Origin of the sequence: Streptococcus sp. SK140 (assembly GCF_000259525.1) — a bacterium.
Classification (GTDB): Bacteria; Bacillota; Bacilli; order Lactobacillales; family Streptococcaceae; genus Streptococcus.
On the sequence record NZ_AJML01000035.1, the window covers coordinates 1 to 19,178 of the forward strand.

Sequence of the window (19,178 nt, forward strand, 5' to 3'; positions counted from 1 at the left end):
CCACACCATCTTTTAATTCGCTAAAGACTGGAGCATCTTGAGGACGAATTTCTTCCTCTGCATCAAACATTTCTTGGATACGGTCTGCACCTGTAAAGGCTAGTTGCAAACTTCCCCAGCTCGCCGCTAATTGGATAATGGGTTGGTAATACTGTTGCGAAAACTGAGTAAACATGACAATCAAACCAAGTGCAGTTGCTGTCTCGATACTCTGATCATTCAATAATACAGCTGAACCAACAAAAATAACTACTGCTGTATTGACCAAGCTCATCCCGTTCATAACAGGAAAGAGAATTCCTGAAAACATTCTGCCCTTGAAAGTGGCCTTTCGAACCCGTTCATTCTGCTCGACAAAACCAGCAATCACATCTTCTTGAATACCTTGAACGATAACGGCTTTTTGTCCAGAGATACTCTCATCCATATAAGCATTGAGCTTCCCAACTTCTTTTTGTTGGAGGTTGGTATATTTCCGCGCTAGCTTCAGGATAAAGAACAACATGATAACAGCTATTGGAGTGCTGGCAATTGTGATTAAAGCCAAGGTGATATTTTTTGCAAACATGACAATCAGCAAGCCAATATAAAGGGCAATGTTGGTCATAACAGACACCAGGCTTTCGTTAAAAGCTTGGAGAATATTATCCAAATCACTGGTAAAACGTGACAGGATATCACCATCTTGATGGCGGTCAAAGAAGGAGACGGTCAAGCGAGAAAGCTTGCCAAAAAGTCCCTTACGCATTTCATTTGTTGATTCGGCAATAATCCTGCTCATCAAGACCATATAGATGAGACTCGACACTACTAAAACTATCAAAATATAAGCAAGATTAATTAGGAGTCCCAAGAGACTTTGCCAAACCATATCTGAATTTCCATTTTGATAGGCTATAACCAAATTGGCTAGTTCTGTGACTGTTTGACCTGCAAATACTGGAAAGAGGGCTTGTGCTACCGTTGCAATGATAATCATAGCAATAACAACGACAAAGGATATCTTGTAAACTTTAAAATAGTTCCAAAAAAATTCAAATGTCTTCATCCTACTCCTCCTTTCCTTTTTGCGTTTCGTAAATTTCACGATAGACTGGGTTTGTTGCAACCAAGTCAGCGTGTTTACCTTGACCAATCAAACGACCTTGGTCAAGCACTAAAATTTTATCAGCATGAACAACAGAGCTAATTTTTTGCGCGATGATAATCGTAGTCGTACCCTTCAAGTCCTTGTTGAGGGCTTCTTGGACCAAACGTTCTGATTTGGCATCAAGGGCGGAGGTTGAATCATCAAAAATCAAAATCTTAGGATTACTAACAATCCCACGCGCAATGGACATCCTTTGTTTTTGTCCACCAGAAAAGTTGGTTCCACGTTCCTCAACCGGACTTTCAAAGGCTAAGTCCATACGACTAATAAATTCACTCGCCTGGGCGATACGAGCTGCGCGTTCCATCTCTGAAACTGTTGCATCTCCCTTTCCTTGTCTGAGATTATCTGCGATGGTTCCACTAAAGAGAATGGCTCTTTGTAGGACGATAGAGACTGTCTTGCGAAGCGTCCCTTCACTAACTGTCCGAATGTCCTTTCCTCCAATCTTGATAGAACCTTGTTGAGGATCAAACAGTCGTGGAATCAACTGAGCCAAGGTTGATTTACCTGCACCGGTTGCTCCGACAACCCCAACCATCTCACCAGCTGCGATATCAAAGGATACATCTTTTAGGATAGATTCTTCATCATTTGGATAGGTGAAGGTTACATTTTCAAAACTAAGACTTCCTTCCAATTCTTCATCTTCCACATCCTTGAAGGTCATAGCCGGTTCTGTATCCAGGATTTCACGAATACGACGGAGGGAAATCATGGCACGAGTGACTGAATTCCCCAAAAATCCGACCATAACGATGGTAAAGATAATCTGACTCAAGTAGTTTACAAATGAAGCAATGGAACCAACGACTGATGGATCTGACTCTGCCATACCTGCTACAAGCCAGATTGAGAGAAAAACAGCCCCATACGAAATCAACATCATTGCAGGTTGCATAACAGAAAAGGCATAACCAATATAAAGGTTTTCTCCCAGCAATTCATCTGATACTTGCGTAAACTTATTAAATTGATCTTTTTCTCGGACAAAAGACTTAACCACGCGCACACCACGTAAATTTTCTTTAGCAATGGCATTGATACGCTCCAATAAGGTCTGGAATTTTGCAAAGCGTGGTCCCATCATCCCCATCATAAGACCTGTCATAGCAACGATCAAAACGACCATAAGAACCAGCACCCACCATAGAGAAGGTAGGGTGACAACTGCTAGAATAAAGGAACCGATAAACAAAAGTGGTAGTCGAAAGAGAATTTGGAAGGTCATCATAACGACGTTTTGAATCTGGTTGATGTCATTGGTCATACGAACAACAAGATTCCCTGCGTTAAATTCCTCAATATTGGCGTATGAAAAAGTTTGAATCTTACGAAAGGCATCTTCCCGTAAGTCTGACGAAACTCCTTGAGCAATATAGGCGGCTAACACAACATTGATACCACCTGCAATCAAACCAATCAAGGCAACAAGGATTAACCAAAAACCAATATGATAAATAGCTTCATTATTACCAGTTAGCAGTGCCTCCAAAACTTCCTGCAAATAACGCGGTTGCAGGAGTGAACTCGTTACCATTAGACCTGTCATAATTAAGGAAGCTAGAGCCTGCCATTTATAGGCTTTTATTTTCTGAAACAGCATATTTCCCCCTTCTAAGATAGACAAAAGGGAACGACAACTCTGTCAGTCCCTTCTTATGCTTTCATGTTGATGCTATTCTAACAAAAAAGAATGCTATTGTCAAAGCACTCAACTCTTACAAGCTTGTGCAATGACGACATCAGCATTCTATTGAATCATCTAAAACATCTTCTAATTTAAGTAGAGAATTTTTATTGTTTTGAACTAGCTTGCTCTTCTAACTTAGCTCGTCCAATTTCACGGTAGCTACGGTCGCCAACAATCTTGACTGAGAACTGACCATCTTGGTACTCAAGAATCGTCACACTTCCATTATCAAGGCCATGTGGATGCATTCCGTTGATTAAATAAACAATGGTTCCAATAGTCATTCCATGGCTGACTACGAGAGCATTTCCTCCCCCATTAGCTTCCATTTCCTTAGCAATGGCTTCAAAACCTTCCCAGATACGCCCACTTAGTTTTTCCCAGCCTTCAGCCCAGCCTGCTGTATCCACTTCTACCAGACCTTCAGCTAGCTCCGCGTAGGATAAACGATGCACATGATCGACATTAAAAATACGAGGAATAATCCCCATAAATAAGTCCCCATCATAAGCACCATCAAAACTACCAAAGCACCATTCACGGATTCGCTTATCCATACGATAAGGAATTTGCCCTGTTAAACCTAGTTTCTCAAGGATAATTCCCATAGTCTGAATAGTCCGCCCAGAGTCGCTTGAATAAGCACGCTCAAATCTTAAACCAGACTCACGCAAGCCAATCCCCAATTCATGAATGCCTCGTTCCCCTTCAGCTGTCAGTGGAGTATCACTCCAACCTTGAGCACGACCAATCGTATTAAACATTGTTTTCCCATGACGTACTAGATACAATTTTACACTTGACATTTTCCGTCCTCCATATGTATCTATTATAGCATGATTTCGTGCAAAAGCCTTGTCCTAACCCACTGAGTCCAACATCACCACTTAAACTAGATTTTATAAATCTGATAATCTATGTCTTATTATTCTTTGAAGGAGCAACTTTAGATGGCTCGGTGGCCTCTTTTTTAACCTCTTCTTTTTTCTTCTCGCTTTCTTCTTTTGACTTTTTTTCTGTTTTCTTCGTCTTATCGTCGGTCTTTTTCAAAGGTGGAAAACGAAATTCAAATTGATTTTTCCCAGTGTCAACAATCGTTGTAAAACCCTTTTGGTCATTACGATAAGTTGTCTTTCCTGCATTAAATGACTGCTGACCACTCTCAGAACTAGCTTTTTCATAGGTCCTCTCAGCCATTGCAAATGCAAGGAGTTTTTCTTTATTGAGGGCATAATCCTGATGATGAGCCACTTGTCGATTTAGATAAAACTGCAACAAGAGACTAAAAATTCCAGCAATAGTAACCGCGTAAAGGAGAACTCCAGCTCTAACTTTTTTCTTTTTCCACACGATAGATGAACTCCCTCTCTAGTCCCTTTTCAAACTGAAAATTAAAATGAACATTTTGCCCGTTTTTGTAAATATGAGCTGATTTCAGACCGTAAACCATGGGTTGATAACCACGTCCACTGGCATCTGTTTTTCTAAAATCATTTGACTTTGATTTTCCCATGGAAATGGGGTTCCCATCCTGTTTGAGGTAAAGTCTATCATTCTCCACTTTTTCAAATTGGGCTCGATTCAGCTCTGCTTCCAGCTGATCCACAAATAAAAGCCATTCTTTTTGCTCACTTTTCTGCTGGTAGCGAACTTCTGAAACCAAGAGTTGGCTCATAGATTGAAAAAGAAGCAAACTCCCACTAATCACAATAAGAGCAACCAGGGATTCTAAAAGTGTAAAAGCTCTGACTCTACTTATCTTGAATCGCCAGTAATTTTTCAGTTCCATGATACACCTCCAAACCTCGCTCATTCGAGACAACATGAACTGTAAGCCCATTGACAGTCAACTGCTTTTGTCCAGTCTGCAAAGCCATACGAGCCACTCGCAAAACTTCTTCCCGTTCTAATAGTCTTGCTTCCTGTCGTCTACTTTCTTGAATCTGCCCTAACAAGAGGGTTGCAATACTGGCAAAAATAGCTAGTGAAATCACTGCCTCCAGTAAAATAACCGCCTTAATTTTTTGCTTCTTGAATACGTTTAATCTTTCCATTTCCTAGATATAGTTGGTAGCGAACTACTTCTTTCCTTGTTTGAAATCTCACACTTGCAAGAGACGAATTTCCTCCAGCCTTATCAAAGGTGATTGACTGATTGGACTGTAGTTGAATTCCTTTTGGAATGGCTAATTTCTGATAGCCATTTCCAATACTTCTCTCTTCCAAAATCAAGTTGATCTTCTGCTGACTAGCCAGACTTCGCTTCTGAGTTTCCCGATAAAGTTCCTCAAACTCCATAAAGAAAATTTGTTCTTCCACAGCCGCAAAAGTTGATTGAACTGAACTTGACAAACCCAAGGCTAACAGACTGACTATCCCTAAGACCAATAAACTTTCTAACATAGTAAAAGCCCTAATCCGCAACTGTTTGACTTGTCTTTTGTTTTGCATGGTATTCCTTATAGGCTTTTGCTTGCTCAGCAGTGATGCGTCCATCTGCCTCTAGTTTACTTAGACTAGCATCCTCATTTTTATCTAGAGTATAGAGTTCAGCTTGGCTTTCTACCACCTTGACGACTGCTGCTTTCCCCTTGTCATTCACTGCATCCTTTTGCTTAGTTAGGTTTGGCACAAACAGTAAGAGTAGGACACTAATGATGAGCAATACGACTAGCATTTCTACCAGTGTGAACCCTTTTACCTTAGCTTCTTTTAATTTTATCATCATTTTTTTCATCTAAAAATTTACCTCCATATTTTGATACATAGGCAGCAACATAGCTGCGTACAATAAAACGATTAGCAGAGCTACAAAAATAAAGACCAGGGGTTGAACTAAGTTCATAGTACGATTAACTCGAGTAAAGAATGCCTCCCAAGTTTTTTCCGCATAGATTTCCAATTCGCTCCCCAACTTGGACTTGACCTCTCCATATTCAATGATTAGTCCCAACTCTCTTCTAAAAAAAGGATAATCCTGCACAACCATAGAAAATTCATACCCATTTTGCAAGGACAGGGATAAATCATGTCCGATTTCCTTAAAAAGAGGATTGCCTTGCTCCTGCATCATCTGGAAAATCTGTGACAACTCTAAACCTTGTCCAATCATATTGCCCCATTCCCGAGCATAATAGGCCGTCAGATAATATTGAATAAACACACCTAGAAAGGGGATTCTAGCTAGAAAAGAAAAGACTTGTATCTTCCTAGATTTTCTGTAGAAGACCAATCCCGTTAAAGATGCTAGACTTAACGCTAGAACAATCCCAAGAAAAATTTGTGGTAGGTTGCTAATCACTAAGGTAGCTATGTTACTACTATCCAGTTGGGGCAAGAGATAATTTCGCAACCCCAACATAATGAGCAGTAAGAAAGCTAACAAAATGATTGGATAGGTCGCAACTTCGATTAACTTTTTCTTGACCTTAGCAAGATTATCAAGATACTCCTCAATTTTCCCTAAACTCAAATGAAGATTCCCATGAACTTCAGCTAAGGAAAGTTGCGTGACAATTGAACTTGAAAAACCTAAAGTCCCCATCATTTCCGAGAAGGATTTTCCCTGAGAGAGCCCTAGACGCATCTGCGATACATATTCCTTTTCCAACAAGAGACTTCTATCTAAAAAGGAAATGATTTCTACCAGATGAAAACCACTGGAAAATAAATTGTTAAAGAGTGTGATGATTTTCTTCTGCTTACTGGTAGCTAATTTTCTCCGTTTCAGCTTGAAGGGCAGTGATATGTCCTTCTTTAAGAAGCTGGTCAATTTGTCTATTCCACTTTTCTGCCTGGTGTTCTTGGTAATTTTTGTTTGCAAAATCAATAATTCCTCCTCCTGCGATTAGTCTCTGATAACAAACACCTTGTAAAACAACTGCAAGTTCATCTTCACTAACACCAAGTTCTAAGAGGCGCTCATAAACCCCACGAACACTCTTGGCATGGATTGTCGAGAATACCGTGACACCTGTCAGACTAGCTCGTACAACGGCACGGGCTGTTTCACTATCTCGAATTTCTCCAATGATTAAAAGATCTGGACGATGTCGTAGGGAAAGTTTTATCAAGTTCTCATAGCTAAGTCCGATAGCTTCATTGAGCTGTAATTGTAGCATTTCTTCTTGCTTAATTTCTACTGGATCTTCAATGGACATGACCTGTTGTCCCTTAAACAATGACTTAGCTAATTCATGCATCAAAGTAGTTTTGCCACTTCCTACGGGGCCTGCAAAAAGATAAAGCCCGCGTTGCCTAAAGCCCTTTTCCAGTTCTATAAGGTCCTGAAACCAGAAGCGCAACTCTTGTTCTTGATCATGCAAAAGTCGGATTACTAGACTCTCATGACCACGATAATCTCCCACCGTCGATAAACGTAATGAAGAAACCTTGTCTCCATGCTGATAATCACAGGAACCAAGCTGACTACGGCGTTTTTCTCCAACGTTCATCCCCGCAATAAACTTAAAATGACTAATGACAGCCCCCAACTTTTCAAAGTCATAGGTGTTAATCAAATGTCTCTCATCTCCAACTCGCATATGTAGCTCATAAGACTTTTCTTTAGGAACAAAATAGATGTCCTGAGCTCCTTGTTTTTTAGCTAGTGTAATCAATTCTTGTGCAAGTGTTTGTACCATATCTTCCTCCTCATTCTTATTATTCGAAGAAAATATAAAAAAGAAGAAACAACTTCATTAAAAAGTTGTTTCTTCTTTTTTTATGCGACAAGTACGGTGGATTTCTAAACCAGTCTGCTTTTCGTAACCAGGTCTAAATTTTTCATCAGGAATGACTTGACCATCTTCCAACAAAGCCAAGGAATGATATTGCTGAAGAAATTCATCGCATTCTTCACACCAGCGTTTATCTTCTGGATCCCAAAAAATAGTCATCAAGTCTCCTCTACTTTTGTAAAGGGGAATCTCCTTTTCTAACTCAAACCAACAAGACTTATAATATTTCAAAGCATCATAATAGTTATCAAATTTTTTGCTCGCAATGACGTCGTCTTCCCAGCCTTCTATAAACCACCACGGTTCAAAATCTCCGTACATTTTTATAACTCGATACATAGTTTAACTTCCTTTGTACCGTATATTATAGCGAAATTTTGAGAACAATGAAAGAATTTTGCTCATTTTCACGAATTATATAACATTTTCAAAAAATCCAGCTATTCAAAAACGAATAACTGGATTTAAAAACAAGATTAGCCTTCTGAAATATCGTTTTCAATAATCACTTTAATCGCATGATGATCGGCGGCCTTACTAAATACTTCATAGGCCTTTTCTATTTCACTAAGTTTGAAATAATGAGTTACCAATTTTTCAGGTTCAATTTTATGACTTTCTAAGGCTTTCAAAAGCTGAGGAGTTGTATTGGTAGAAACCAATCCAGTAGTAACATTAATGTTACGAATCCAAAGAGTGTCCAAATCAAACTGAACTGGTTTACCATGCACACCACAGTTGGCTACTGTTCCGTCTACACCGATAATCTTTTGACAGAGATCAAACGTTGCAGGAATTCCTACCGCCTCAATAGCGACATCTACACCTCGACCATCTGTCAAATCATAAATTTCTTGAATTGCTTTTTCAGGGTCTGAAGAATTAATCTTATGAGTAGCACCGAAAGAAACTGCAGTATCCAAGCGATTATCGTCTAGGTCCACCATAATCAATTTAGCTGGAGAATAGAATTGTGCCGTCAAGAGAGCTGCCAATCCAACTGGCCCTGAACCAACGATAGCTACACTACAACCAGGCTCAACTTTCCCTTTTAAGACACCAATTTCATAGCCAGTTGGCAAGATATCAGATAACATAACCAAAGCTTCATCAGACAAGTCAGCTGGAGTATGATAAAGAGTATTATCAGCATGAGGCACACGAAGATATTCTGCTTGCATACCGTCAATCAAATGTCCAAAAATCCATCCACCCTCGTCTTCACAGTGAGCATAGATTCCTTTTTTACAATAGTAACACTTGCCACATGCACAAACGCAAGAAATCAAAACCTTATCACCCTTTTTGAAGTTTGAAACTCCTGCTCCGACTTCCTCTACAATACCAATTCCTTCATGTCCTAGGATAGTTCCACTCTTACAAGCAGGAACATCCCCTTTAATAATATGAAGGTCTGTACCACAAATAGTAGTCTTAACGATACGCACAATAGCATCTGTTGGCTTACGAATAACTGGTTTGTCAACATCAACAAATGACGCAAGGCCTGGTTTAACGTAAGTATAAGCTTTCATAAGCAATCCTCCGCTTTTTTATTTGTATTATTTATATCATGATTGTAAGCCTTTTCAATATAAAAATCAAGTAATTTGTGAAATAAATAACAAATTTATTTAAAAAAAGAAGAAACGAAAATCGTTTCTACTTTTTAGATTATGCTTGATAACGTTTTTCACCATCTAGATAAGTTGCTACTAATTCCAAATCTTTATCTAACACGATAAAGTCTGCATCGTAGCCTTCACGAATTTGTCCACAGACGTCATCGATATGAACTGATTTAGCTGGGTTCAGACTAGCCATCATGACTGCCTCATGAGGATTTGCAATTCCCCACTCAACGACATTTTTCAAACCATCTTTAAGTTTGAGAATGGATCCTGCCAAGTTACCTGTAGATTTAAGGCGAGCAGTTCCATTTGCAACTACAACCGGAAATTCACCTAACATATAATCTCCATCTTGCAAACCACCTGCTGTCATACAGTCAGTGATAAGGGCAATATTTTCAGTTCCCTTTTGTTTAAGAAGAATTTCGCAAGCCTTAGGATCCACGTGATGACCATCACAAATCAATTCTGCATAAGTATGTGGTAACTCATACATAGCACCAACCATTCCAAGTTCGCGGTGTGTTAAGCCACGCATTCCATTATAGGCGTGAACCCATACACTAGCTCCGGCATCAACAGCTTTTTTAGCTTCATCAAATGTAGCATTAGAGTGACCCAGAGCAACAGTTACACCTTCACCAGTAATAGTACGTACAAAGTCCTCAACCCCATCACGTTCAGGTGCAAGAGCAATTTTATTAAGAAGACCATTAGCAGCCTTCTGCCAAGCGCGGAACTCATCCATACGTGGATCTTTCATATAGGCAGGATTTTGAGCCCCCTTAAATTCTTCGGTGAAGTAAGGTCCTTCAAAATAAATACCACGAATCTTAGCACCAGATGCTTCTTGATAGCGTGCACCAATGTTTTCAGTAACAGCCAGCAATTGTTCGTATGATGAAGTTAGTGTAGTTGGTAGGAAACTAGTAACACCTGTGCTAAGAAGACCTTCACTCACCGTATGAAGTGTACCTTCGATATTATTATCCATAACATCCACACCACCAAAACCGTGAATATGTGTATCAACGAGACCAGGTGCGATGCTATAACCAGAATAATCTAAAATTTCAGCATCCCCAGAAATCTCTTCAACATGCTTACCAAACTTACCATCAATAAGTTCCAAATAACCTCCACGACGAATACCATGTGGATAGAAAAATTGATCAGCTTTAATATACTTAGGCATAATGATAACCCCCTTAAGAAATAATCTACTATTTATTATGTCAATTACATTATAAACCTTTCAAAACAATTTGTAAATGGTATAGACCTTTTTTAGTGAAATTTTAATAAATTATTCAACAAAAAAGACAAGATCCAAAAACCTTGTCTTTAATACTATACCGGCGGCCGGGGTCGAACCGGCACGTCCTTGCGGACACTGGATTTTGAGTTCTATGAATACACTTTTTAAATCTTATATCCTTGATTTAATAGGGTTTTGGGACTTTTGAATCTTGCAAAATAGACTCATTTTTCAAATTTTAGTAACTTTTTGGTAACACTCCATAACTTATCGTCCTAAGATCATCATCAGAGAATCTCGCTATCTTAATTATATTCTTCACTATTTTTAAAATAATTGCTATAATATAAGTCAATCATCAAAATGACTATTGATTGAAATTAATTTAAATAGAGAGGTGGCACTAGATATGATGGACTTTAATGTAGTATGTGATTTTAATGCACTTGTTTTTGCTGAAGAACATATAATTATTCATGCAGAAAGAGATAAAATTATGGCAGTATTATCTGAAATCAATAATTGGCATAACTGGCGTAATGGAATTTCAGAAATAAAATTATTAGCATCTCACATTCAAGAGGGGGCAAAATTTGAATGGAAATCAGGAGGTCTAAAATATAAATCCGAAATCCATACAGCTTCAGCTGCATGTTTTGGATGGACAGGTAATACAATAGGAGCTCATGCAATTCATAATTGGTATATAAAAAAATTATCAAATGGATCTTCTGAGGTTGTAGTTCAAGAGAGTTTAAGTGGCTGGTCTATCTTATTATTAAGGAAAATGATGAGACGTGAATTGCCTATCTTACTAAAAAAAGATCTTCAAGAGTTAAAATTTGCATGTGAAAATAAATTATAGAAGTAATTAGTTTTTTAAAAATGAATTTTAAATTTATTGACTGTATTAGCTAGAGTGATTGATTAGAGAGAGTCGATTTTGAGTCGGTTCTCTCTTTTTGTTAATGATAAATTGCAAGAATAAGTACAACATTTACTCAAACTCATCCACTAGAGCTTCACAAGCAGTTCTGTAAGCCAAATATTTTCGTTGTCGGTGATTGATATCATATAAGGGCTTGTTCAAAGCCTCATCAGAAGTTCTCTACCAGTGGATATCAGTCAAACTCTTTCCCCTTTCAACTATAAACAACCTTCATAAAATAAAATCACTCAACAAGAATATACTAATCTTTACCTATTGAAACTTAATCAAATAAACCATCAATCTGCATTAAAATAGTCAGAAACCTCTTTAAAAAGGGTATGCAATATTTCTTGCTCTTCTTCATCTAAATTATATTCAGAGACTAGCTCATCCAAATACTTAGGTAGAGTCGAATGGTTTTTAATTCCATTCATGACAATTGCAAATTTCAGATCATCTAGTTCAGTTTTATTAAACCCTTTTAGCTTCTTCAAATCAATTCTAGTGATTGGATGTGGAACAACATCTAGAGTACTGTAAATGGTTTTTCCTAATAAGTAATCTGTTGTGGTATCAAATAATTTTGCTAATTTGACAACGGCTTCTAAATTAGGCTCTAAAGTTCCGTTTTCCCAACGAGAATAAGTACCTTGTTGTACATCAATCATCTCAGAAACTTGTACCTGAGTTAATTTCTTACTCTTTCTCAGTTCCTTAAGACGATCTCCAAAAGAATTATTATTAAACATTGTTTCCTCTTCAATATTCGATTCTGTATATTTTGTCTTGACAAAATATTCTAAACGGTATAAAATAGAATTATTCCATAAGGAATATTTATTTTGAGATTAAATATTCCATTGAGAATATTATAGCATAAAAGGAGGTAAAAGCGTATGTAATTAGTAGTCGATTTAAAAAATTTAATAAAGGAGGTAAGATTCGACAAAATAAAAAAATCTTGAAACAAATGTGCCGTTCGTTCCAAGATCAAAACATATTATGTAACATATTATACCACAGAAAACTCCTCAGTTGCACAAAATAATTTCGGAGGTTTCACAAAAAGATGACCAATAAAGAGTTAGTAAATCAAATTTCTGGCCTAAACTCTACCTCTACTCTTAAAAATTGGATTCAACTGATTAAAGAGATAAGTGGCAAGGAATTTAAGAAAATTAAAGTTCCTATCAGTAGAAATTCCAGAACTCATCAATTAAGTTACACAGTTGCCTATGACTTTACAGACGAAGACCTTAGACAATTTCAAAAGTTAGCTAACCTAAAACTTGAAATAGGTCTCAAAGAGGCTATACAAGCCGTATTTGGGGGTCTAACAGACAATGAGCAAGAATCCCTAAACCAAGTAATAGATGAGCTCTACGATGAACTGAGCGCCTTAAAACAGGAATTTAAGCGAGAAATACGACTGATACAAATTGAGAATGCCAATCTAAAAAAGAAAATCCAAGATATTGAAGAATCGATGCAAACCGGCTTACTAGGGTTTGTTCAGAAGAGGTCAAAAAATAGGTTCGGCTAATAGCGAGTTTTCGGCTGAGCCATGAGGCAGAAAGCCGAAAATGAGCGTAGATGCGGACGGACCATTTTTGACCGATAGGGTGTGTAGTAACACCACCCTCTGCAAGTCAGGTGTACCATCGAAAGAATTCAGTATTGCCAAGGGTTTCGGAGAATTTAAGGGTGGCAAAATTAGGCAAAAAGTTGAATCAAAATTTATGGCAAAAAATGAACATTTACGTTCTGTATTTGACTGGATTCAAATTCAGTTTGATAAGACTGAATTTTCGCCAAGAGAAATAATCGAAGACATTCTATTTCTTGACTATGACCTATTTATTGAGAATAAAGGGAGCCTTAAATACTATAACTATGATAGCCAGCTTCATTATGGGAATATCCGTATCTACTATGGAGCTAAAGAGTCGTCCTACATGCTTGTCATGTCAGGACAGGCACTCGAGTTCTATAGAGATATGGTATTAGATCCAAATAGTCTATCCGAAAGACAGTTTCTGGACAACCTCTACTACAATTACAATCGTTTTTCAATCAGACGAATTGATATTGCAATAGATGATTTTAATGAAACACCCTATTTCACCCCTAATCAACTTCTAAAGATTTGTCAGAAGAAACGCTTTATATATGGGAAAAGCACCTACTATAATACCTACGGAGATGAAACGATCGGTCAGACCTTATATTTAAGAAAACCCAATGATGATGAAAGACTTAGAATTTACGATAAGCGCTTAGAACGAGCTGAGAAGCTCGGTATCAGCAAGCGTTATATAGAAAATTGGATAAGAACTGAGTTAGAACTTAGGAAAGAAAAAGCTCACTACTTCATTCAAGAATGGTTGCATTCAGAAATAGATCTTCTTAACTTTACCAAGGGATATCTCAAAGAAAAAGTGAGATTCTATAGTGATAGCCATTTCTCAAAACCTTTGAGATCTTGGGAAAAGTTTTTAGGTCACTCAAAACCTGTCTCTATCATTATTTCAAAACCAAAAACAGAACTGGAACAAAAATTAGAATGGTTTACCTATAAAGGTTCAGGAGCTATTCTAAAAGCGTATAAGTTTTTATACGACAATAACTTACTGCATGAGTATGAGAAAGCTAACTATCTCGCACTCAACAATATGGAATATCCACCAGATTTAGCAAGTGGATTAATAGAAAGGGTAATTTTCTTTAAAAGAGAAGATTTAATCCCTACAATCAAAGAAAATATCAAAAGGAGAAATTAACTATGGCAAAAATGCTTTCACAAAATGACTGGAATTTTAATAACATTGGAACAAAATTTGAATTGGATGAAGTTATTCCAAAATTTGAAACGGAAGTCCGAGCAGATGCAAACGGAGAAATTATCAAAAACCGAGATGGTAGCGAAAGACGTTTTAATACCGATAAAATCATTGGTTGGAAATACAATGTAACAATCAAGGATGGACAATTCAAAAAGAAATCAACCCAAGTCTCAGTAGACAATCCAGAAGCTTTAGTCGATAATGACTATATTCAGGCAATGGATCAAGTACCAGTTACATTTGACAATTTACAAGCTACTATGATTAGTTCGACAATGTATTACAAGGCGGATGCTATCCATTTAGTAGATGTAAAACAAAAATAAGTATTAGACAAGGGGAGTTAATCCTCCCCTTACTAAATCTAATTAGAAAAGGAGAGCACATGATTAAAACCGTAACGAAAGATGACCTTATCGAACTTGGATTTGCTCCAGGAACTGCAAGAAAGATTATCCATACTGGCAAATTACTATTAGTGAATCGTGGTTTTAACATCTACGATAACAAACGAATTGGTACAATTCCAGCTAGTGTTGCTGAAGAACTACTAGGAATTGAACTCCAGAAAGAAGCATAATGAATGACTATTCGAAAAACTAAAAGTGGTAAATGGACCGTTGATGTTTCTAACGGTTTCCACCCAGTCACACAAAAAAGAATACGTATTATTCGTAAAGGATTAAAATCTAAAAAGGAAGCCCTAGAACTTGAACAACATATTAGAGTTGTAGAATTAAAAGAAAAACAATTTGACTTTGTAGTAACAACAGATATGTTATTCGACTTACTTGAAGAAGATGATCTGAAAAATGGCAGAAAAATAAGCTATACAAGTACACAAAGAAACAATTATGAGCGTCATATTAAGCCTTATTTTAAAAATACAAATTTAAATAAATTAACGTATGACCATATATTCGAATTTCGTGAATACCTAAAAACAAAAACTAAAAAACAAAATGAAAATGAAACATTAAGTTACAATACAATTAATAAAATTCTAATTCTACTTAAAAAAATTTTTGATACTGGTATAAGAAAATCCCTCATTGATAAAAATCCTGTTGAGAATCTGAGAAAATTACCAATTAGGAAGCCTGATATTAAATTTTGGAGTATAGAAGAATTCACGAGATTTAGAGGACTTATTCAAGATGATGAAATAAGCTATGACCTGTTTTTCATAATTGCCTTCTTTACTGGAATGAGAATGGGAGAAATCCTCGCATTGAACTGGAATGATATAAATCTTTTAACAAATACGATTTACGTTACCAAAACAGTATACTTTGTCAATAATACAAGCTACATTAATACAACAAAAACACGATCAGGAACTAGAAATATAACAATAAATCAGAAATTAGCAGAAATGCTAAAAGATTGGAAAGTAAAACAAAAAGAAAAACTTAAGGAATTTACGAAAAATACAGACGAACTACAAATAATACAGAGTACACCAATAACAATTACGAAAAATATGATTGATAAAAAGTTTAAGCAAATACTAGAAAGGGATAAAGATTTAAAGAAAATAAGAATTCATGATTTGAGACACTCTCATGCATCATTACTTATAAATCAAGGAGAAGATTATCTTATTGTCAAAGAAAGATTAGGACACGCATCTATTACAACAACAATTGATACTTATTCTCATTTGTACCCTAGCAAACAGAAAACATTGGCTAATAAACTTGATGATTTATTTTAAAATGGAAAAAATTGGTAACTCGGCACACAACAAAGAAAAAAAGACAAGGTCCGAAAACCTTGTCTTTAATACTATACCGGCGGCCGGGGTCGAACCGGCACGTCCTTGCGGACACTGGATTTTGAGTCCAGCGCGTCTGCCAATTCCGCCACGCCGGCAAATAGTAACTGGGGTAGCTGGATTCGAACCAACGCATGAGGGAGTCAAAGTCCCTTGCCTTACCGCTTGGCTATACCCCAATAATATAAAATAGGCGAGTGATGGGGATCGAACCCACGCATGCCAGAGCCACAATCTGGTGTGTTAACCACTTCACCACACCCGCCATAATTTTAAAACACGGGCAGTAGGAATTGAACCCACACTGAAGGTTTTGGAGACCTTAGTTCTACCTTTAAACTATGCCCGTAGTTAAGGTTATGGAAGGGGAGGGATTCGAACCCCCGAACCCGAAGGAGCGGATTTACAGTCCGCCGCGTTTAGCCTCTTCGCTATCTCTCCAATGTTCAACAAAAACTATTATATCATGAAAAATTACAAAAAACAAGCTTTATTTTGCTAAATTATAGTTTTCAATCAAAATTTCCACAGCTTTTTCAAGTTTTTTATAAAAACTATCGACATTTCCATTCTTTATGATTGCAAATTGATTATCTAGTTCAGCAATTTCACCAATAACCTTTTTACCAATCGTTAAAGTATACCCTTCATACTTTTCCTTACCAACTAAAACAGTTGCGTCTGTTAATTGAATTTCAATTTTTTTATCTTTTTTACTCATACGATACCTCTTTTCACTCTTCCTATTGTACAAGAAATTTAAAAAACTGGCAAGAAAAAAACTCTTTACCAAGCTAATCTTGAGAAAGAGTTTTTGTGACAAAATCTAAGTTTTTAATCTAGGGAAGGCTCATTGTTAGTGGGTTGTCCCACCCACTAATTTTATGTCCTTATCTTTATAATCTACGATAGCACCAATCGCAGTTTGGATACCTCTGACGATATCAGTTAAATTCATAGAAGCTGTATTAGATTTATTAATCACCTGTTCTGTCATATAGGGAATATGCATAAAACCTGCTCTCATATTTGGAAACTTTTTATCCGCTAAATAGAGAGCCTGATACATCAGATGATTACAAACAAAGGTTCCTGCTGTATTGGACACTGTAGCTGGCAACCCTTCCTCTTTAATCGCTTGAACCATTGCCTTAATAGGGAGTGTGCTAAAATAGGCAGCTTGACCGTCCAGGCGTATAGGTGTGTCTATCGGCTGATTTCCTTGGTTATCTGGAATTCTAGCATCATCTTGGTTGATGGCGACTCTCTCAGGAGTTAGACTAGCTCTTCCTCCTGCTTGTCCAATGCAAAGCACCGCATCTGGCTGATATCGTTCAATTTCTGCTTCTAAAACCTCTGCTGATCGATAAAATACCGTTGGGATTTCTACCCAATGAATTTCAGCTCCATGAATTTCTTTCGGTAATAATTTAACAGCTTCCAAGGCTGGATTGACCTTTTCACCACCGAAAGGCTCAAAACCTGTTACTAATATTTTCATTTTATTTCCTTTGCTAAAATGCCAAAAAGTACATCAAAAATATATGTAGGATGATCATGATAACAGCTACTCCTACTTGCGCTTTGATAACCCCATTTGGATCTTTCATATCCAGGAGAGCTGCCGGTAAAGCATTAAAGTTAGCCGCCATTGGAGTCAATAAGGTTCCACAGCAACCTGCCGTCATTGCTAGAGCTGCAGCCACGATTGGATCAGCTCCCAAGGCAAATACAAAGGGAACTCCAATTCCAGCAGTAATAACAGTAAAGGCAGCAAAGGCGTTACCCATTATCATGGAGAATAAAACCATCCCAAGGACATAAGCTACCACACCCATAAAACGACTACCCGAAGGAATTAGACCACTTATCAAATGAGAAATCAGGTCTCCAACTCCTGCTACGGTAAATATTGCCCCTAAAGCACCTAAAAGTTGAGGCACAATCCCACTGGTTGAAACTTGTTGCACCATGCGATTGTTTTCTGCTAACAAACTTCTAGGAGAACTCTTAGTAATCAATAAAAGTGAAATGGTTGCGAAAAATGCAGCAAGACTGATAGCAATCTTACTAAACTCAGGGATCATTTTTGCTAATACCAAAGCAATCAAAGCCATTAACACGACTGGAATAAAAATTTTATTCTTTAGTCGTTTAGCTTCAATATTTGCCTTGACTTCATCCAGAGACGGTAAGGTGCCGATACGAACCTGTTTAAAGAGAGTTAGCAGGGCTAATAGCACTACGATAACTCCAATACAGACAGAAGGTAGATAGGAACCACCGATAAAACTGATGCCCAATAAAGCCCAAAACCCAGCCGTTCCAAAGCGAACTGGGTTTGTTTTATCTTTATAGCTACAATAAGCTGTATGAAGGAATTGACAACCAATCACAATATAGGTCAACTCTAATAACTGTCTTGCTATATTGGTCATTCTTCTTTCCCTTTACTAACCTTATTTGCTAGCAGTTTTCTATCAAACAGGTAATTGTAAATCCCAACTATAAATAGGGCAATTCCTGCAACTATAAGCGAAGCTGAAGCAATTCCTGCATAATTACTTTCGTAACCTAATTGGTCCAGTGTGCCCCCTATCAAGAGGACACCACCTGCACCAACGAAAGTGTTTTGAGCAAAGAAATTTGCAAAATTATCATTTGCTGCTGCACGCGCTTTTAGCGCTTCGCTCTCCTGCTCCGTTAATTTTCTACCTAATTGAGACTCTGCTGCTGCTTGTCCCATGGGTTGAACCAAAGGCCTTACAAACTGCGGATGTCCTCCAAGACGAATGGCAAAGAAACCATCGAGTTCCCGAAAAAAGAAATACACTGTATAAAAACTTCCAACTGTTAGTCCCTTTATCTTTTGAATCAAGTCAATCGAACGTTGCTTGAGGCCAAAAGTTTCAGATAAACCTACCAGTGGCAAGGTTACCATAAAAATCGTAAGAACTCGTTGATTACTAAATTCTTTTCCCAAAATTTCCAAGAACTCAACAAGAGAAACTCCAGAAACTAGAGCGGTAACTAAACTAGCTAAGACTACCGTTGCAATGGTATCTAATTTATAGATAAAACCAACCACAATGATAACTATCCCTATTAGTTTAATCCATTCCATATAGGCCCCTTTATTCCAAAAGTACTAGTCTG

24 protein-coding genes, 5 tRNA genes and 1 pseudogene are annotated in these 19,178 nt (G+C 37.4%); 6 read left to right on the forward strand and 24 right to left on the reverse strand.

From position 1 onward, the window contains the following. The 13 genes from HMPREF1116_RS09205 to nagA form a co-directional block, all read right to left on the reverse strand. A partial coding sequence (locus tag HMPREF1116_RS09205; RefSeq protein WP_000846450.1) for an ABC transporter permease occupies nt 1–1,048 on the reverse strand: 1,048 nt, incomplete at its 3' end. Between the two features lies 1 nt (nt 1,049). Beyond that, nucleotides 1,050–2,756 carry an ABC transporter ATP-binding protein gene (locus tag HMPREF1116_RS09210; RefSeq protein WP_000898795.1) on the reverse strand — a complete coding sequence of 569 codons (1,707 nt, stop codon included), beginning with the start codon at nt 2,754–2,756 and terminating at the stop codon, nt 1,050–1,052. 191 nt (nt 2,757–2,947) lie between these two features. Then, complete coding sequence (locus HMPREF1116_RS09215; protein WP_000100016.1) at nt 2,948–3,649, reverse strand: histidine phosphatase family protein; 702 nt, start codon at nt 3,647–3,649, stop codon at nt 2,948–2,950. Between the two features lie 109 nt (nt 3,650–3,758). After that, nucleotides 3,759–4,193 carry a competence type IV pilus minor pilin ComGG gene (gene comGG / locus HMPREF1116_RS09220; protein WP_000265637.1) on the reverse strand — a complete coding sequence of 145 codons (435 nt, stop codon included), beginning with the start codon at nt 4,191–4,193 and terminating at the stop codon, nt 3,759–3,761. Then, nucleotides 4,171–4,632: a competence type IV pilus minor pilin ComGF gene (comGF, locus tag HMPREF1116_RS0102380; RefSeq protein WP_000421119.1), complete on the reverse strand. Its 462-nt coding sequence runs from the start codon at nt 4,630–4,632 to the stop codon at nt 4,171–4,173. The genes comGG and comGF overlap by 23 nt, the downstream gene beginning before the upstream one ends. Then, complete coding sequence (gene comGE / locus HMPREF1116_RS09225) at nt 4,595–4,897, reverse strand: competence type IV pilus minor pilin ComGE (protein WP_000440497.1); 303 nt, start codon at nt 4,895–4,897, stop codon at nt 4,595–4,597. Before comGE ends, comGF begins: the two co-directional genes overlap by 38 nt. Beyond that, the gene (gene comGD, locus HMPREF1116_RS09230; RefSeq protein ID WP_033586838.1) at nt 4,860–5,294 is read right to left on the reverse strand and encodes a competence type IV pilus minor pilin ComGD; all 435 of its coding nucleotides are present in this window, start codon (nt 5,292–5,294) and stop codon (nt 4,860–4,862) included. The genes comGE and comGD overlap by 38 nt, the downstream gene beginning before the upstream one ends. Next, nucleotides 5,257–5,580 carry a competence type IV pilus major pilin ComGC gene (gene comGC / locus HMPREF1116_RS09235; RefSeq protein WP_000738601.1) on the reverse strand — a complete coding sequence of 108 codons (324 nt, stop codon included), beginning with the start codon at nt 5,578–5,580 and terminating at the stop codon, nt 5,257–5,259. The genes comGD and comGC overlap by 38 nt, the downstream gene beginning before the upstream one ends. After that, the gene (comGB, locus tag HMPREF1116_RS09240; RefSeq protein ID WP_261675677.1) at nt 5,581–6,624 is read right to left on the reverse strand and encodes a competence type IV pilus assembly protein ComGB; all 1,044 of its coding nucleotides are present in this window, start codon (nt 6,622–6,624) and stop codon (nt 5,581–5,583) included. Beyond that, nucleotides 6,545–7,486 carry a competence type IV pilus ATPase ComGA gene (gene comGA / locus HMPREF1116_RS09245; protein WP_000250884.1) on the reverse strand — a complete coding sequence of 314 codons (942 nt, stop codon included), beginning with the start codon at nt 7,484–7,486 and terminating at the stop codon, nt 6,545–6,547. The genes comGB and comGA overlap by 80 nt, the downstream gene beginning before the upstream one ends. Before the next feature lie 57 nt (nt 7,487–7,543). Beyond that, a complete protein-coding gene (locus HMPREF1116_RS09250; protein WP_007555701.1) occupies nt 7,544–7,921 on the reverse strand; it encodes a DUF1033 family protein in 378 nt (125 codons plus the stop codon). 137 nt (nt 7,922–8,058) lie between these two features. Beyond that, a complete protein-coding gene (locus HMPREF1116_RS09255) occupies nt 8,059–9,117 on the reverse strand; it encodes a zinc-dependent alcohol dehydrogenase family protein (protein WP_000649456.1) in 1,059 nt (352 codons plus the stop codon). A gap of 139 nt (nt 9,118–9,256) precedes the next feature. Further along, nucleotides 9,257–10,408, reverse strand: a complete 1,152-nt coding sequence (gene nagA, locus HMPREF1116_RS09260) for an N-acetylglucosamine-6-phosphate deacetylase (protein WP_001127315.1) — start codon at nt 10,406–10,408, stop codon at nt 9,257–9,259. A 472-nt stretch (nt 10,409–10,880) separates the two neighbouring features. Here nagA and HMPREF1116_RS09265 point away from each other — a divergent pair, with 472 nt between their 5' ends. Further along, nucleotides 10,881–11,336, forward strand: a complete 456-nt coding sequence (locus HMPREF1116_RS09265) for a hypothetical protein (RefSeq protein ID WP_000968642.1) — start codon at nt 10,881–10,883, stop codon at nt 11,334–11,336. Nucleotides 11,337–11,468: 132 nt separating this feature from the next. Here HMPREF1116_RS09265 and HMPREF1116_RS12520 read toward each other — a convergent pair. After that, nucleotides 11,469–11,573: pseudogene (locus tag HMPREF1116_RS12520) on the reverse strand (IS30 family transposase); the annotation flags it as partial. 125 nt (nt 11,574–11,698) lie between these two features. Then, nucleotides 11,699–12,151 carry a helix-turn-helix domain-containing protein gene (locus tag HMPREF1116_RS09270; RefSeq protein WP_000482950.1) on the reverse strand — a complete coding sequence of 151 codons (453 nt, stop codon included), beginning with the start codon at nt 12,149–12,151 and terminating at the stop codon, nt 11,699–11,701. A gap of 320 nt (nt 12,152–12,471) precedes the next feature. Here HMPREF1116_RS09270 and HMPREF1116_RS09275 point away from each other — a divergent pair, with 320 nt between their 5' ends. Genes HMPREF1116_RS09275 through HMPREF1116_RS09295 form a run of 5 tightly spaced genes read left to right on the forward strand, consistent with a single transcriptional unit; the run spans nt 12,472 to nt 15,962 of the window. After that, nucleotides 12,472–12,945: a hypothetical protein gene (locus HMPREF1116_RS09275; protein ID WP_000182280.1), complete on the forward strand. Its 474-nt coding sequence runs from the start codon at nt 12,472–12,474 to the stop codon at nt 12,943–12,945. A 40-nt stretch (nt 12,946–12,985) separates the two neighbouring features. Beyond that, on the forward strand, nt 12,986–14,182 hold the full coding sequence (locus tag HMPREF1116_RS09280) for a replication initiation factor domain-containing protein (protein WP_000109701.1): 1,197 nt from the start codon (nt 12,986–12,988) through the stop codon (nt 14,180–14,182). Nucleotides 14,183–14,184: 2 nt separating this feature from the next. Then, a complete protein-coding gene (locus HMPREF1116_RS09285) occupies nt 14,185–14,571 on the forward strand; it encodes a hypothetical protein (RefSeq protein WP_001096844.1) in 387 nt (128 codons plus the stop codon). A 59-nt stretch (nt 14,572–14,630) separates the two neighbouring features. Beyond that, entirely contained in the window at nt 14,631–14,825 is a 195-nt protein-coding gene (locus tag HMPREF1116_RS09290; RefSeq protein WP_000598356.1) for a DUF3173 domain-containing protein, read from the forward strand. A 3-nt stretch (nt 14,826–14,828) separates the two neighbouring features. Continuing rightward, a complete protein-coding gene (locus HMPREF1116_RS09295; RefSeq protein WP_000155506.1) occupies nt 14,829–15,962 on the forward strand; it encodes a tyrosine-type recombinase/integrase in 1,134 nt (377 codons plus the stop codon). 74 nt (nt 15,963–16,036) lie between these two features. Here HMPREF1116_RS09295 and HMPREF1116_RS09300 read toward each other — a convergent pair. The 9 genes from HMPREF1116_RS09300 to HMPREF1116_RS09340 form a co-directional block, all read right to left on the reverse strand. Next, a tRNA-Leu gene (locus HMPREF1116_RS09300) sits at nt 16,037–16,120 on the reverse strand. A gap of 9 nt (nt 16,121–16,129) precedes the next feature. Further along, nucleotides 16,130–16,201 (reverse strand) — tRNA-Gln (locus HMPREF1116_RS09305). A gap of 13 nt (nt 16,202–16,214) precedes the next feature. Beyond that, nucleotides 16,215–16,287: transfer RNA gene (locus HMPREF1116_RS09310), tRNA-His, on the reverse strand. 13 nt (nt 16,288–16,300) lie between these two features. Beyond that, nucleotides 16,301–16,371: transfer RNA gene (locus tag HMPREF1116_RS09315), tRNA-Trp, on the reverse strand. 11 nt (nt 16,372–16,382) lie between these two features. Beyond that, a tRNA-Tyr gene (locus HMPREF1116_RS09320) sits at nt 16,383–16,463 on the reverse strand. A 49-nt stretch (nt 16,464–16,512) separates the two neighbouring features. After that, a complete protein-coding gene (locus tag HMPREF1116_RS09325; protein ID WP_000037108.1) occupies nt 16,513–16,743 on the reverse strand; it encodes a DUF2969 domain-containing protein in 231 nt (76 codons plus the stop codon). A gap of 135 nt (nt 16,744–16,878) precedes the next feature. Beyond that, nucleotides 16,879–17,523, reverse strand: coding sequence for a pyroglutamyl-peptidase I (gene pcp, locus HMPREF1116_RS09330; RefSeq protein ID WP_000699367.1), 645 nt, complete (start codon nt 17,521–17,523; stop codon nt 16,879–16,881). Nucleotides 17,524–17,536: 13 nt separating this feature from the next. Further along, nucleotides 17,537–18,460, reverse strand: a complete 924-nt coding sequence (locus HMPREF1116_RS09335; protein ID WP_000181680.1) for a DUF979 domain-containing protein — start codon at nt 18,458–18,460, stop codon at nt 17,537–17,539. Further along, the gene (locus HMPREF1116_RS09340; RefSeq protein WP_000454775.1) at nt 18,457–19,146 is read right to left on the reverse strand and encodes a DUF969 domain-containing protein; all 690 of its coding nucleotides are present in this window, start codon (nt 19,144–19,146) and stop codon (nt 18,457–18,459) included. Before HMPREF1116_RS09340 ends, HMPREF1116_RS09335 begins: the two co-directional genes overlap by 4 nt. Between the last annotated feature and the right edge of the window lie 32 nt (nt 19,147–19,178).